Source organism: Mycobacterium sp. (assembly GCF_049683935.1).
Taxonomy (GTDB): domain Bacteria; phylum Actinomycetota; class Actinomycetes; order Mycobacteriales; family Mycobacteriaceae; genus Mycobacterium.
Genome location: NZ_JBAUJR010000117.1, coordinates 16,663 through 29,302 on the forward strand (window position 1 = coordinate 16,663; position 12,640 = coordinate 29,302).

Annotated in this window: 17 protein-coding genes; 9 read left to right on the forward strand and 8 right to left on the reverse strand. The window is 64.5% G+C overall.

Annotation, left to right across the window (positions count from 1 at the left end):
* Positions 1-11: 11 nt before the first annotated feature.
* Positions 12-236: a hypothetical protein gene (locus WA965_RS06960; RefSeq protein WP_526297905.1), complete on the reverse strand. Its 225-nt coding sequence runs from the start codon at positions 234-236 to the stop codon at positions 12-14.
* 82 nt (positions 237-318) lie between these two features.
* Here WA965_RS06960 and WA965_RS06965 point away from each other — a divergent pair, with 82 nt between their 5' ends.
* Entirely contained in the window at positions 319-1,374 is a 1,056-nt protein-coding gene (locus WA965_RS06965) for a nucleoside triphosphate pyrophosphohydrolase family protein (RefSeq protein WP_526297907.1), read from the forward strand.
* A 93-nt stretch (positions 1,375-1,467) separates the two neighbouring features.
* On the opposite strand, the gene WA965_RS06970 is transcribed toward WA965_RS06965, so the two are convergent.
* Genes WA965_RS06970 through WA965_RS06985 form a run of 4 tightly spaced genes read right to left on the reverse strand, consistent with a single transcriptional unit; the run spans position 1,468 to position 4,270 of the window.
* A complete protein-coding gene (locus tag WA965_RS06970; RefSeq protein WP_526447271.1) occupies positions 1,468-2,589 on the reverse strand; it encodes a hypothetical protein in 1,122 nt (373 codons plus the stop codon).
* A gap of 39 nt (positions 2,590-2,628) precedes the next feature.
* Positions 2,629-3,249: a RelA/SpoT-related domain-containing protein gene (locus tag WA965_RS06975; protein WP_526297911.1), complete on the reverse strand. Its 621-nt coding sequence runs from the start codon at positions 3,247-3,249 to the stop codon at positions 2,629-2,631.
* Complete coding sequence (locus WA965_RS06980) at positions 3,242-3,952, reverse strand: hypothetical protein (RefSeq protein ID WP_526297913.1); 711 nt, start codon at positions 3,950-3,952, stop codon at positions 3,242-3,244. The genes WA965_RS06975 and WA965_RS06980 overlap by 8 nt, the downstream gene beginning before the upstream one ends.
* 42 nt (positions 3,953-3,994) lie before the next feature.
* Positions 3,995-4,270 (reverse strand): hypothetical protein, encoded by a 276-nt coding sequence (locus WA965_RS06985; protein ID WP_526447273.1) that lies wholly within the window; start codon positions 4,268-4,270, stop codon positions 3,995-3,997.
* A gap of 217 nt (positions 4,271-4,487) precedes the next feature.
* Here WA965_RS06985 and WA965_RS06990 point away from each other — a divergent pair, with 217 nt between their 5' ends.
* The 6 genes from WA965_RS06990 (at position 4,488) to WA965_RS07015 (ending at position 9,118) form a co-directional block, all read left to right on the forward strand.
* Positions 4,488-5,156, forward strand: a complete 669-nt coding sequence (locus WA965_RS06990; protein ID WP_526297917.1) for a uracil-DNA glycosylase family protein — start codon at positions 4,488-4,490, stop codon at positions 5,154-5,156.
* Positions 5,157-5,633: 477 nt separating this feature from the next.
* Positions 5,634-5,849, forward strand: coding sequence for a hypothetical protein (locus tag WA965_RS06995; RefSeq protein WP_526297919.1), 216 nt, complete (start codon positions 5,634-5,636; stop codon positions 5,847-5,849).
* A 265-nt stretch (positions 5,850-6,114) separates the two neighbouring features.
* The gene (locus WA965_RS07000) at positions 6,115-6,351 is read left to right on the forward strand and encodes a hypothetical protein (RefSeq protein ID WP_526297921.1); all 237 of its coding nucleotides are present in this window, start codon (positions 6,115-6,117) and stop codon (positions 6,349-6,351) included.
* 59 nt (positions 6,352-6,410) lie between these two features.
* On the forward strand, positions 6,411-6,743 hold the full coding sequence (locus tag WA965_RS07005) for a VOC family protein (RefSeq protein ID WP_526297923.1): 333 nt from the start codon (positions 6,411-6,413) through the stop codon (positions 6,741-6,743).
* 88 nt (positions 6,744-6,831) lie between these two features.
* On the forward strand, positions 6,832-7,491 hold the full coding sequence (locus WA965_RS07010) for a DUF6308 family protein (RefSeq protein ID WP_526297925.1): 660 nt from the start codon (positions 6,832-6,834) through the stop codon (positions 7,489-7,491).
* 232 nt (positions 7,492-7,723) lie between these two features.
* Complete coding sequence (locus WA965_RS07015; RefSeq protein ID WP_526297927.1) at positions 7,724-9,118, forward strand: AAA family ATPase; 1,395 nt, start codon at positions 7,724-7,726, stop codon at positions 9,116-9,118.
* Positions 9,119-9,156: 38 nt separating this feature from the next.
* Here WA965_RS07015 and WA965_RS07020 read toward each other — a convergent pair whose 3' ends face one another.
* On the reverse strand, positions 9,157-9,741 hold the full coding sequence (locus WA965_RS07020; protein WP_526297929.1) for a CGNR zinc finger domain-containing protein: 585 nt from the start codon (positions 9,739-9,741) through the stop codon (positions 9,157-9,159).
* An 84-nt stretch (positions 9,742-9,825) separates the two neighbouring features.
* Here WA965_RS07020 and WA965_RS07025 point away from each other — a divergent pair, with 84 nt between their 5' ends.
* On the forward strand, positions 9,826-10,527 hold the full coding sequence (locus WA965_RS07025) for an SDR family oxidoreductase (protein WP_526297931.1): 702 nt from the start codon (positions 9,826-9,828) through the stop codon (positions 10,525-10,527).
* Here WA965_RS07025 and WA965_RS07030 read toward each other — a convergent pair.
* Both WA965_RS07030 and WA965_RS07035 read right to left on the reverse strand, forming a co-directional pair.
* Entirely contained in the window at positions 10,472-11,149 is a 678-nt protein-coding gene (locus WA965_RS07030) for a DUF998 domain-containing protein (RefSeq protein ID WP_526297933.1), read from the reverse strand. The genes WA965_RS07025 and WA965_RS07030 overlap by 56 nt on opposite strands.
* Positions 11,150-11,232: 83 nt before the next feature.
* A complete protein-coding gene (locus WA965_RS07035) occupies positions 11,233-11,844 on the reverse strand; it encodes a TetR/AcrR family transcriptional regulator (protein ID WP_526297935.1) in 612 nt (203 codons plus the stop codon).
* An 88-nt stretch (positions 11,845-11,932) separates the two neighbouring features.
* Between WA965_RS07035 and WA965_RS07040 the strand changes: the two genes are divergently transcribed.
* Positions 11,933-12,640: aldo/keto reductase (locus WA965_RS07040; RefSeq protein WP_526447275.1), on the forward strand; the 708-nt coding region annotated here is incomplete at its 3' end.

Sequence of the window (12,640 nt, forward strand, 5' to 3'; positions counted from 1 at the left end):
GTGTCGACTCATCACATTTCCTTCAACGCCACGTCGATGAGAAGACCAAGACTCGCATACTGCTCCCGACCAAGATCGGCGGGACTGGGCAGCCCGTGCCCCACAACGGCCTCCGCCGCGACAAGCAAGTACTCCGCAGTCTTGCTGTCGAGTTCCAACAGGTAGTCATCGGGCTGGGCCGCCATGGCCTCAGAAACCTCGTCTGCACCCAAGCTTTCCCACAGAGCGGTGACCATAGCTGATCGCACCTCTTCCCGATCCGCCACGTCACCCGCCTTCCTTGCGATCTGCTCGAACTTCCATCACACTACGGCGAGAATGCTCGATTTTCAAGACTCGTTTTTCGAGAGGGTGACAGTGGAACTTGACGGCTACCAGCGCGAGGCCTGGCGATTTGACCAGCAGGGTGCCGACCACCCGGCAGGGCTGACCGTCAGCCTGCTTGGGCTGAGTGGAGAAGTCGGCGACCTGCACACCAGTCAAAAGAAGCGACTTCGCGATGGTGTGACACCATCGTCGGCGCCCGATGCGGACGTCGAAGCCGTCGGGGACATTCTGTGGTACCTCGCGATCAGCGCTGCCCGACTCGGAGTCGACCTTGACCAGGCCGCGACGACGAATCTGAAAAAGATCGCCGACCGATGGCCCGCCCACGACACGCCTTACCCTTCCCATGATCAACCGCGGCTGACGGTGACCGGAATCGAGCCCACCACACCGACGCTCGGCCACGCCCGCGTCTTCGACACGGGCCATCTCCCCGAGCACCAATTGCCTCGGCAATTTCGTGTGGTGATCGCACCGGATGCCGTCCTTGGTCCTGCACGGGTCCGTATGGTGTGGCGCGGCACGAAGTTCGGCGCGCCCCTCAGTGACAACGCTGTGGAAGCCGACTGGTATCGCTATCACGACGCCTTTCACTTGGCCTATGCCGCCGTTCTGGGGTGGAGCCCAGTCTTCCGGCTTCTCGGCGGTCTGAAGCGCAGGGACGTTCCGCTAATCGATGAAGTCGAAGACGGCGGGCGGGCGATCGCCATTGAGGAAGGAATCGCCGCGTTCCTCTTCGAAGAAGGCAGACGCAATGACTGGTTTGAGCACGGTCAGGCAGTCCCTGGTGAAGCTTTGGCTTTATGCCACAGGCTCACCTCGCAATTAGAGGCTCGGGTCATCACCGCTCGAGAATGGGAACGGGCAATCATCACCGGCTTCGACTGCTGGCGCCGCCTAGTCCAACTCGGAAGCGGGGTCCTCGTCGGCGATCTCGACGCACGTAGCCTCCTCGTCGAGACGCCGACCGATGCCGACATGCGCGAGCACGACAGCGTCTGCGAACTGGAAGCCAAGATTGCAGCTCAACAGCAGCGACCGATCTAGTACACCCTTACCGGCAGAGAGGATCTGCCTGGTCACTCGGTTAGCAGCGTCAATCGGCTGCAGGATCAACGCAGACGAAATGCCGTGGCAACGTCACAACTGGCCGCGGTGGTTGACGATTTGATTGACTGCTTGTTGCGCGGCGGCTGCGCAGTCGATTGGCGGACCAGCTGGGCGCAGGCCTTTGCCGCCGTCGTTGACGTGAGACCATTGCGCCAACATCGCCACGAAGTCGATGGCGATGACCTGGACGACGACGCCCGAATAGCCTTCTCCGACATCGAGATGAGCTTTGAGCCGTTCTGCTACGTAGGGCTGGCTGGCCTGGCCGCCTCCGACGGTTCGGGAGCGCTGCAACGATGGCCGCAGCAGGTTTCCGGCGTTGGTGAGCCGGCCGGCTTTAGTAGACGCGTATCGGGTCTTGACTTCGTATGCGATGAGCTCGCCCTCGATGATGGCGAGCAGATCCAGGTCCTGCAATGGTCCGTCGCGCGGGAGTCCGGCATCACCCATCGTGACCAGGGTCGCGTCGAAGACTTCGGCGAGCAGCACCGAGGCGGTTTCTTCGCCGAGCGCCCCGATCTGTGCGTTGGTTGCCCCGGGCAACACGATGGATAAATTGCGTCGATTCGCGCCGTCCGGGCCGGGGTCGTATCGGTTCCTGAACGTGTGGACGGCGAAGCCGTTGCTTGTGGCGAGGCCGAGGTCGATGAAGCCGGGCACGTCGCCGTCATCGATATAGCGAGGCCGGGCGAACATCAAGGTATTGGGAGAGCCGGCTACGGCGGCACGTTCCAGGGTGCGGTAGCCGCGTCCGTCGCGCGACCAGCCTCGATTCAGTGCGCGATCTTGGACGAAGAGGTTCGGCCCGTACTGGCCGCCGCCGGTATACGGGATCAAATGTCCACGATCTACGGGCCTCCCGGCGAACGTCTCGGGCAGCGGGTAGCCCCGTTGGTAGGCAACATCACGAACCTCGCGCGGCGGTTCGGGATGACCAATCGCCAGCAGTGTCCGATCGGCGTGGGTATCACCGGCCTGGGCGAAAAGAAATGTCGCAGGACCGTCGTTGAACTCGATGAGTGGTCCGGGACACGCTGTGCGCCAGTGGTCCTCGGCCACCGATTGCTGCAGTGTCTCCGTGAAGGTCGTGAGGTCAAGGATCCCGTCGCGGGTGGCTGCCGCGGCCAACGCCGCATACTGCCCGGCTGGCACCGGGTTGTGCGGCCACCTCACCACGACAGCTGCGCAGCTCTAGGCGTGCTTGGCGGCAGGGTCGTCACCCGCGGCCAGTCGTCGGGCGATGTCGTTGAAGGTGCGGTCGGCACCCCACGCCGACGCCGCTACCCACGCCAGTTCCCGTTTTGTGTTGTGGTCCAGTTCGGTCCCCTTGTAGCCGAGGTCGTGTTGGGGTTCGGCCCAGGCGTGCATGAACAGGGTGCGGACTTGCAGCTCGAACGTGGTGGGCATCTGGTCGATGTCGGTCCAGCCCGCCGGCTTGTAGTGCTCGGGGATGATCAGAACGAAATGCTCTGACTCGTAATCGAATTCCGCAGGCTCTTCAGGTTCTTTTGTCTGGCGTTCCACCGGGCCGAACCACTCGGCTAGTGCGGTGCAGACCATGGCAATGTCGTCGCGGAAGAAGGTAATGACGCGGCCCGCGACCTGATCTTCCAATTCGGACAACGGGTGAGTGTATTTGGGATTTGCGGACTTCACGACGAACGACCTTTGCTCTTTGGCGCGGAATGCGATCCGGTCGATGTGGGCGACCCCCTCGAGGGCGGCCGCGGTTGCCTGCTGCAGGGTGGCCACGAGCGCATCCAGAAGCGGGCGGCGCTCTTGGTAGGCGGCCACCAGTGCGCTTTCATCCACGGCGTCTCACCTGCTCTTCCTGCATCTCGCCCTCGGCGCGCAGTCGGCGCTTACCGTCCACCTCGAACAGCTCGACGCCCCAGTCGGAGTCCATTTGAACAAAGGGTGCCGACACGATCACGCCGTTGTCGAGGACAAACCGGGTGTAGTGAATTAGCTGGTCGAAGGTTTCGTTATCCAGACCGAACATGGCCGTTCGCTCCTCAGGACGAAGATTGTGGACCAAGGCTGCGGTGGCGGTGTCGTCGAGGTGGTACTCCGAAGCGATGGCGTTGATCGACCACCTCCGCGGCGGAGCGACCCGCAATCCCATGATGGCTGCGGTGAGCTGCTCCTGCGCCTCGGGCTGCTGCCCGGTTCTGGCGTGTGCTGATCGCAGCACCCGTGCCAACAACTTGGTGCTTTCTGCGTTGCTCATCTGCAACCGCGCACCGAGAAACTTCTCGATCCACAGGTCAGCGGCCGCCCGCTCAGCGTTCGTAGCCTGAAAATCACGCACCCGGGCGGTTAGCATCCCGGTCGCAATGTTCTTGCCTCCGATCATTGCCACCTTGCGCAAGTGCGACTCCGTGGTGAATGCGTCCATGACCTCTAGGTTCGTCTTACCGTCGGCCACGGTCAGGTTGAACACTTCCTGCTGAGGAAACGTCCACAGAATCAACCGCTTGTCCTGTGGCGTCGCGCATCTGTGCACGCTGGCCATCAACAGGGAAGGTTTTGACCGCGGATCCATTGCCGCGGCGAGTCATTGAGCAAGCAGTTCGACAACTTCCGGCTGAGGCACCTCGGCAAATGCAATCGCCAGCGCCGCATCGCGTACCGGGTGCGCTCGCGACGGCGAGCTGTCGTCAACCTGAAAATTGACCACCGGCGCAACGGCGACGTTGGACCTATCAAAGCGATAGTCGAGGGCGGCCTGCAGCTGGGTGGTCAGCGGGACGACACCTCCGATGTAACCGGAGACCTGCTGCGGGGCGACTTCAAAGGCGTACGCCCGTGCCAACTCACCAGCTGCCACCATGCACTTCCTTCCCTGGGCAGAACGCTCGGTAATCTTGTCAGCCGGGAATGTATTCCACGGGCGTTTCGGGCGCCTGGCACCGTGTGCGTTGCATACCTCGCAAAGCGCCGAGCAAGCGATACACAGGTTCGACCCCGGTGTCGGTGGTGGGCCGTACTCTCGGCGTCAGCCGTGCCGGGTGTCGGGGGCTCGCAGTAAACCCGAGGGGAAGCAGCTAGTGACAATCGGCAAGGACTCTGAGGGTTCGCTCCAGCAGCGAAAGAATCTGCTCGACGACGAGATTCGCAGTTGTTCGCGCTGTGCAGGTATGAACAAGAAGGGCGTAACCCAGGCTGCGCCGGGTTGGGGCAATCTGTATTCACCGGTCGTGATCGTTGGGCAAAGCCTCTGCGAGCAATGCATGAAGCCGCAGGAGCCCTTCTTCGAGGGAAGCGGAAGCTTGCTCAACGAAAGTCTGCGGCTCGCCGGCCGCGCCAAGGACGAGACATTCATCAGCAACGTGGTGCATTGTCACCCGCCCAAGAATCGCGGGTCCCACGAGCACGAGATAGTGAACTGCTCGTCATATCTGCATCGCGAGCTCGAGATGGTCCGTCCACGATTGGTCATCGCCCTCGGTGTCGACGCCAAACGTGTTCTGTCATTCTTCTACCCCTCGGCGCGGGTCTCTCCATGGCCGTTCCGTGCGCCGAGCGGTCGGCCGCCGCGTTCGCCCTACTTGCTTTTCGCCAAGCATCCCGCCTGGATCAAGCGCCAGCACGACAGAGCACTCGAACAGCAGTACGTCCACAGTTTGGCCGACGCCATGCGGTGGGCCTTTGACGATGCTGCACCCGGTCTTGAGCCCACTTGCGCTGGAATGGCCGACATCAACGCAACGGACTGACAACCGTCAGTGACACCAACTTCGCGTCACTCAACACAATCAAGCGCCGCTTCGATGGTCGCCATCAGGATTGCCGACGTCCTCCTCAACTCGGTCACGGTCCTCGAGCCAACCGGGATCATCTGGCCCGTCGAATAAACCGGCTATCTCGGACCATGTTCGCCACACTGGTGTTGACGGAGGCTCTCCGGACGTCGTCGTCCTCACCTCCATCTAACTCGGCCAGTGATCGCTGCCGCTGACCCCAGGGTAGCGGCGCCGGTCACCCGAGACGGCCGTTGCTATGTGCCAGCGCTCTTAGGTAACCGCACGGGGATCGACCATCTCGATACGCCAAGCGGAGTCGGGGTATGCCGCTGTGAGATTGGGAAATACGAAGCGGATATTCACATCGTGCCGTGAGCCCGGATGGTGAACAGCAGGTGGGCTGCCGCCGCTGCCTCTCACGCGTCACCCCTGCGAGTGAGACTGACGCATGTGAGTGACACCGAGACGCAGTGGCGGCACATCTGCGAAGTGTGTGGGGTCGAGGAGATCCTGACCCCGGGCGACGCATTCGACCTCGGGTGGGACTACCCGCCGCGGATGGGCCAGTTCGGCGTCGTCGGCCCCCGCTGTTGCCCGTTGCCCCAACGTCGGAACAGTCTGGTGGGCTCTCGCGATCAACGGCTATACCGAGGACATGCTTACTGAAGCGCAGCGGGCGACGATCAGACGCATCGCCGGTGAGCCGCAATCTATCGCGATGCTGAGTGATTGACGCGGGTTAGTCCGTGACTAGCACCTCGAAAAACGAAGGGGATTCCGGGCGCATGCACCTACAGACCGTGCCGGGCCGCGGCCATCCAAAGTGCGACGTCGATCCGGCGGAGGGACGCCGGGCACGACGGTCACCGATGTCGGTGTGGACGGATACGGTTCACCCTCGTCGGCTGGCGCGAGGAAGAGGCGGTGCAAGGTGAGAGACGACTGGGTGGCAGCGCGTCGGCTATCGTCGGCGTTTCATTCCGGCGCGGCGGACAACTTCCTGTCCGCGGTGTTCGAGATCGATACGACGGAGCGATGGCAGGCGGTCGCACTGGCCCTCGTCGGTGAGGTGTCGACCCTGGCCGATCTCGCACACGGCGGGGATGCCCAGGACTGGCTTGATCACCGCTTGGGGTCGCTGCTCGACCGTGGGGATCGGTCCGAATGACCAACTACGTCCCTCGAAACCCCCCACCGATGCAACACGATTCATGACTGCCGGTGGCTATGACGGTTGAAATTCTCGAACTCACCCTCTTCGTCACCGACGTGGACGACACCGCACGCTTCTATCAAGCCGCCGGCTTGCAGCTGTTCTGTGTCGAGGAACCTGGGTACCCGCGCCACTACGACGGCGATCTTGGGTTCCAGCTGTGGGCGGCGGATGCGCGCCATCCGGTGAGCCATTTCCAGATGGGGTTCTTCGTCGATGACCTCGCCGCGTCGGTATCGCAACTGACTGCCTTGGGAGCACAGTGGACGTGCCGGTTCCCGAATTTCGTCACCACCCATGACCCCGACGGCAACAAGATCAACATCACCCAGGGGAGGAAGGCGTGAACGGGACCAACCCGAGAATTCAGGCGCACGTCGGTGTGCCGTGGTTACGTGATGGCGAGCAATCCGAAGTCAAGCGAGGGGACGCAGCATGCCAGCTTCCAGCTACCCGGAATGGCGGCAGCGCTGGCCGTCCCTGATCGTGGAGCGACGGACTGAGGACGCTGCAGCGCTATTGCATCGCTACTACGCCACCACCAGCACGGGCGTGCCCGCGTACTCGGGTTCACAGTTCGAGGCAATGGCCGCGCTGAACACGGACCCGTACTCGATTGGCCCGGCTGACTTCATCGCCGCGGCGATGCTCAGTGTCGACATCCCAGCACAAGCTGCGATCCGCCTTCTGGTTCGCGATGCCGCCGAAATCACGGACTTACTCGAACAGATTCCGGTGGACCGCGACATCGTCGACATCGATCCCGATGAGTTGATCAGGGGATCCGCGGCCAGCAAGTTGTGGAGCGTGCTTCGCCGCGGCTCCGACGGCATGGGCAGGACTCGAACCAGCAAGCTTCTCGCGGCCAAACGCCCACGGCTGATACCGATTTGGGACAGCTTCGTTGAGAGAGCAACCGGCCTGGACACCTCGGACTACTGGCGTCAGTTTCAATGGGTGCTCATCGCTGACAATCACTCGGTGTGGAGGTGGTTGACCGACCTACGCGACCTCGCGGCCAACGTGCCCAACGGTGTGTCGAATCTACGGATGCTGGATGTGCTGCTCTGGATGACGGTCGACCAGCAGCGCTGATGCTCTTGATCAAGGACCCCCGAGCCCTGCTCGACCCGCAGAGGTGACCGAGATGCCCGGGCAGCCGGGGTCGCAAGCACGGGCGGCAACGCTCGTAGCTCGCCTTCGCCCCGCCTCGAGGTCGATCTGTCCGCGCGGCGGCCGCGGGACTGGATTGAAAGGGGGTTGCGGATTCGAGCGTGGGGTGCGATGCTGTGCGGCTTTGCTCAATCCACCGACCTCCATTGAAGCGATGACTCTCACCGACAACGAACCGATCGCCCCTTCCGCTGACGACGCCAGCGGCACCGGCCTGCGTCGCCGCCCGATCAACGACGTGGAGGCCTACCTCGAGACCCTGCCCGAGGATGCCCGCGTGGGGTTGCGTGCTCTGGGGGAGCTGCTGGTGGGTGTGACGCAACGGCCGTCGCTGTCGGAGAGCGCGGACCGGTTCACCGCCCGCTGCCTCGGCGTATCTGATGTCGGGCAGCTGATCGAAGAGGACCGCGAGCTGGATCCGGTGTCGGGGCTGACTACCGCTGTCGCACTTGCCGAGTGGATGACCACCCACGCCACCGTGATCGAGGTGGGGCCGGGTGAGTACTCGCTGCCACCGAAGTGGACCCAAACCGAGGTTGGCGCAGAGAGCTACGTCCATCCGCAGTGCCTTCGTGTGCACTTTCCGGCGGGCACGTTGCTCGAGGATGCCGGGTGCGTTATCCGGATCGAAGCCCGCCAGGGGGTGATCCGTTGCCCGGAGGTAAACGCGTTGGTTGTTCCAGGTCATCAGGGCGGCGCCCGCTTGGTCATGAACCGACTGGCCGCACGCGCCAACGATCTCAACCCTTTCCGCGGGCGGGCCCTGCGCGCCACCTACACCAGCGGCTTGGAACTAACGGTGATCGACCTGCCCACCGGGCTGACCCGTGACACGGTGATCGTCGACGAGCAGGTCTGGCGGGAGATCGACCTCGGGCTGACTGCCGTGTGTGACCGCCACGAGGTGCTCAACGCCCATGGTCTCGGCGCCCGTCGGGGGATACTGCTGTGCGGGCCACCCGGGACCGGGAAGTCGGCGGTCTCCGCGGTCATCGCCGCCGAAGTCGTGGGCGCGTTCACCGTCATCTACGTCGAAGCCAAAGCCGGCGAGGAACTCTTGACCGCGGTCGTCCAGGAAGCCCAACGCCTCGGCGGACCGGTACTCCTCATTCTGGAGGATGTTGATCTGTGGTGCCGCGACCGCCTCAGCGGCGGTGGCGGGCTCTCGGAGTTGCTGCAGGCCATGGACATCGCCGCCACCGCCCGCATCCTGACCCTCGCCTCCACCAACGACGCCGCCACCCTGGACAAGGCCGCGATCCGCACCGGCCGCTTCGACGCCATCCTCGATGTCGGGTACCCCACCCGCGCAGATGCGGCCCGCATCCTGACCGCTCTTCTCGCCGACCTTCCCGGCGCAGACACCGTGGACACCCACGCCGTCGCCACCGCGCTGCCGGAACAAACCAGCGGCAGCGACCTGCGTGAAATCGTCCGTCGGGCGGTCCTGTCCGCCGACGACGACGGGCAGCTCAGCACCGCGGCGCTGCTCACCGAGGTGGGTAGCGGCCGTTACCGCGCAACTGTTCCGGACGGGATGTACCTCTGATGTGTGAGAGGGCCTGCCGGCCAGCACTGGGTTCAGCCTCACCCCTGCGATGATCTGCGTCGCGCGCGTGATGTGCGCAGGTTGGTGCGGTTGCCGCAGGTCTTCGCGTCGTGCCACACGCCGCTGTTGTTCTTGGAGCGGTCGTAGAACACCGAGTCGCACGCGGGTTCGCGGCAGCGCTTGAGCCGCTCCCAGGTCGAAGACCGTTGGCCGAGAAGAACTTCGGTCCAGCATGCCGCCGCGAGCCACTGCGTCCCGCTGCCCCGCGGCACCAGCTGAACCTCACCCGAATCGGTCAGTGCAAAGCCGACCGTCCCGTCGGGCCGAACCGGGGTCTCCGGTGGTGTGTCACTTGTGATCAGGTCGCGCAGCGTGGAACGCAAGGTGCGCAGTCGTCCCGCGTCCCGTTCGGTCAGCACCAGCGTCGGCGCGGGCAGGCCCGAGACCTCTGACCAGGCTGCCAGTGCGCCGTTCGCCCAGGCCGATGCGGTGACGCCGTCGCTGAGCAGATCGGGTCCGTGATCGCTGATGGCCCGGGTGTTGATCAAGTCCTGGACGAGCGCCAACCCCGACGGCGCTGTCCGGAGTCGGTAGCGGGTGGTGGCCGGCCACGATGGTGACATAGGTCAATGCTACTTGACTATGTCGCCATCGGGGCTACTCTCTGACATAGACAAACTAATTTCACCTATGTCAAGGAGTTCGTGATGGTCAATGTTCAGGGCACCGTAGCGGTGGTCACCGGAGGCCAGCGCGGCCTCGGTAAGGCCATCGTCGACGGACTCCTCAGCCGCGGCGCAGCCAAGGTCTACGCCACCGCGCGGACACCCAAGCCCAGCGACGACCCGCGGGTGGTCAGCGTCGCGCTGGACGTCACCGATCCGGATTCGGTGCGCGCACTCGCCGACGCCGCCACCGACGCCCAGATCGTCGTCAACAACGCAGGCGCCATCGCGGGACAGTCACTCCTGCAGGAAGACTTCGCCCAGATCCGATCTGTCTTCGAAACCAACTACTTCGGTGCGTTGCACGTCGCCCGGGCGTTCGCCCCGATCCTCGCGGCCAACGGTGGCGGGGCGCTCATCGACATCGCCTCGGTGCTGTCCTGGTTCAGCGGGTCCGGTGCTTACGGCGACAGCAAGGCAGCGCTGTGGTCGGCGACCAACTCGCTGCGAGCCGAACTCGCGCCACAGAACACGCTGGTCGTCGGGGCTCATCTGGGCTATACCGACACCGACATGGTGGCCGATGTCGACGCGCCGAAAAACGACCCGCGCGACGTCGCCGCCGCGATTCTCGACGGTGTCGAGCGCGACGAGGTCGAGGTCCTCGCCGACGATCTGACGCGTGCCGTCAGGGCCGGGTTGGCGGACCCGATCCCGAACCCGTTGCGCGCACAGTCGGTCTGAACACCAGGGCGGCAAGACCTGCGCCCAGTTGCCACCCGATGATCGTGTAGATCGATCCCCGCTCCCAGGCGCCGTCGCCGAGGAGCGTGTCGGCGCCCAGCGCACTGCGGGCGACGAGCATGGCGCCGGAGATCAACCCGATGACTCCCAGCGCTGCGCCGGCAATGCCGACCGCACGGAACCGTCTGCGGTGCAACAGGACTGAGCCTGCGGTCAGGATCGCCAGGTTACCGCCGACAATCGCCGCGGTGGCGCCACCGACGTGCATCAGCGCAACGGTGCCGGTGCCACCACTGGGGAAGACGCCGACCACGACCGAGCCGACGCCGTAGATCAGGGCACAACCGAGGAATGCCGCCGAACCCCGGGCGCGCGGCAGCGCCGCGACCATCGTCGCGGCGGCAACCGCGAAAGCCACCCCCTGCGCGATGAACGCGCCGTTCATCCATGCAGCCATCGGAGACCGCAGGGGCTGGCCCAGGTCGCTGATGTAATTCATCGCATAGCTGTAGCCAGGCAGCCGCTGCGCAACGACGGCTTCCGTGACCAGATACCAGGCGCCTGAGACGATCCAGACACCGGCGGCGACTCGTGGACGCGTCTGTCGGAAAGTCTCGCCCACGACCACAGGGTGTCACGGGACCGTTCGCACGGACGCGCGGCGTGCCGGTCAGCCGACGCTGTTTACGTTGACGGCGAACCGCGTCAAGTCGCCTTCGGGCGCACGAACACCCCTGCCGCGACCGCCGCGATGGCCGCGTCGGCCGCCCGCGCGCTGTCGATGGATGTCAGACGCTTTGTGCTGGTGAGAAATTGGTAGTAGAGCGGCGCCGACACCTGACGGATGACGGCGGCGGCGTCGGTGCCCGCCGGCGCTTCGCCGCGCTCGATGGAATCGAGGACGCAGGGGGACCACTCGCTCACCCGCCGGTCGTAGAACCCGGCCAGGGCGTCTGCGGTGCGCTGGTCGCAGGTGGCTGCGGCGATGATGGCCTTGAACAGCCGACCCTGCCGCACGTCGGAGAGGGTGTGCCGAACCAGTTCGGCATTGGCGTGCAGGTCGCCCCGCAGCGAACCAGTGTCGGCTCTCGACACCGACTGCTCGGCCATCTCGTGCAAGAGATCGGCGACCAGTGCGGGCAGCGAACCCCAGCGGCGGTAGATCGTCGACTTGCCCACCCCGGCGCGTTCGGCCACTGCCGCGAGTTCCAGTGTGTCGAAACCGGTCTCGATCAGCAGAGCGCTCGTCGCGAGCAGTGCCGCCTCGCGGACGGCTGCGTTCCGCCCACCGGGCCGGGCTGCGACTGAATTCGACACCGTTCGATCTTAACGGGACTCAGGTTTCATTAACGCGGGAGCCAAGGTACGGTCCTTATCGGGATCAACGTCTCGTTAAGGAGTGCGGATGGAGTATCGACGGGTAGGGACCTCTGGCCTGTTGGTGTCGGAGTTGAGTTTCGGCACAGCCACCTTCGGGGGTGTGGGCGACTTCTTCGGTGCGTGGGGTGACACCGATGCGAAGCGGGCGACTGCCCTGGTGAGTCGCTGCATCGACGCTGGCATCAACTTGTTCGACACCGCCGATGTCTATTCCGAGGGCGCGTCGGAGGAAGTCCTCGGCACGGCGCTGCGGGGTCGCCGAGACTCGGTGTTGATCTCCACCAAGGCCGGTCTGCCCACCGGCCCCACCGACTGGGGAACGTCCCGAAGCCGGCTACTGCGGGCGGTCGAAGATGCGCTACGAAGACTGCAGACCGACCGTATCGACCTTTTCCAGTTGCACGGGTTCGACGCGTACACGCCGATCGAGGAGGTGCTGCAGACCCTGGAACTGCTTGTTGAGCAAGGCAAGGTGCGCTACACCGGGGTGTCGAATTTCGCTGGGTGGCAGCTGATGAAGTCGTTGGCGCTGGCCGATGCCGGGAACCGTCCGCGCTACGTCGCCCATCAGGTCTACTACTCACTCGTCGGCCGTGACTACGAGTGGGAGTTGATGCCGCTGGCCCTCCGGGAGGGTGTCGGTGCGCTGGTCTGGAGCCCACTGGGGTGGGGCCGGTTGACCGGGAAGATCCGGCGGGGCCGACCACTGCCCGAGCACAGCAGACTGCACACC

Excerpts from the sequence above, each read along its gene's own strand:
- WA965_RS06960 (WP_526297905.1), bottom strand. The coding sequence starts at position 236 with ATGGTCACCGCTCTGTGGGAAAGCTTGGGTGCAGACGAGGTTTCTGAG.
- WA965_RS06965 (WP_526297907.1), top strand. The coding sequence starts at position 319 with ATGCTCGATTTTCAAGACTCGTTTTTCGAGAGGGTGACAGTGGAACTT.
- WA965_RS06980 (WP_526297913.1), bottom strand. The coding sequence starts at position 3,952 with ATGGCCAGCGTGCACAGATGCGCGACGCCACAGGACAAGCGGTTGATT.
- WA965_RS06985 (WP_526447273.1), bottom strand. The coding sequence starts at position 4,270 with ATGGTGGCAGCTGGTGAGTTGGCACGGGCGTACGCCTTTGAAGTCGCC.
- WA965_RS07005 (WP_526297923.1), top strand. The coding sequence starts at position 6,411 with ATGACGGTTGAAATTCTCGAACTCACCCTCTTCGTCACCGACGTGGAC.
- WA965_RS07010 (WP_526297925.1), top strand. The coding sequence starts at position 6,832 with ATGCCAGCTTCCAGCTACCCGGAATGGCGGCAGCGCTGGCCGTCCCTG.
- WA965_RS07015 (WP_526297927.1), top strand. The coding sequence starts at position 7,724 with ATGACTCTCACCGACAACGAACCGATCGCCCCTTCCGCTGACGACGCC.
- WA965_RS07020 (WP_526297929.1), bottom strand. The coding sequence starts at position 9,741 with ATGTCACCATCGTGGCCGGCCACCACCCGCTACCGACTCCGGACAGCG.
- WA965_RS07025 (WP_526297931.1), top strand. The coding sequence starts at position 9,826 with ATGGTCAATGTTCAGGGCACCGTAGCGGTGGTCACCGGAGGCCAGCGC.